1 pseudogene is annotated in these 480 nt (G+C 63.8%); it reads right to left on the minus strand.

From position 1 onward, the window contains the following. Positions 1-476: pseudogene (locus tag OR16_RS39400) on the minus strand (tripartite tricarboxylate transporter substrate-binding protein); the annotation flags it as partial. Positions 477-480: the final 4 nt, after the last annotated feature.

Below are 480 nucleotides of genomic sequence, written 5' to 3' on the forward strand. Positions count from 1 at the left end.
CCCTTGTACGGCACGTGCTGCATCGAGACGTTGGCGGCGAACTTGAACGACTCGCCCGCCAGTTGCTGGGCCGACGCATTACCCGCTGAACCAAAGTTGATGCTGCCGCCCTTGGCCTTCGCATAGGCAATCAGGTCCTGCACGGTCTTGACCGGCGAATCGTTGTTGACCACCAGCACCAGCGGCACATCGGCCAACTGCGTGATGGGCACAAAAATCGCGGAACGCGTCGTAGCGCATCTTGGGGTAGATGCTCGGGTTGATCACATGCAGCGAGGCATTGGCCAGGATCGTGTAGCCGTCGGGCGCGGCCTTGGCGACCACTTCCGCGCCGATCATGCCGCTGGCGCCCGGCTTGTTGTCGATCACGACCGTCTGGCCGAGCGTGTCGCCCATCTTGACGCCGACCACGCGCGCCAGCAGGTCGTGGGACCGCCGCGGTAAGGCAGCACCATGCGGATGGGCGTTGCGGGAAATCAA

It is taken from the genome of Cupriavidus basilensis OR16 (assembly GCF_000243095.1).
Taxonomy (GTDB): Bacteria; Pseudomonadota; Gammaproteobacteria; order Burkholderiales; family Burkholderiaceae; genus Cupriavidus; species Cupriavidus basilensis_D.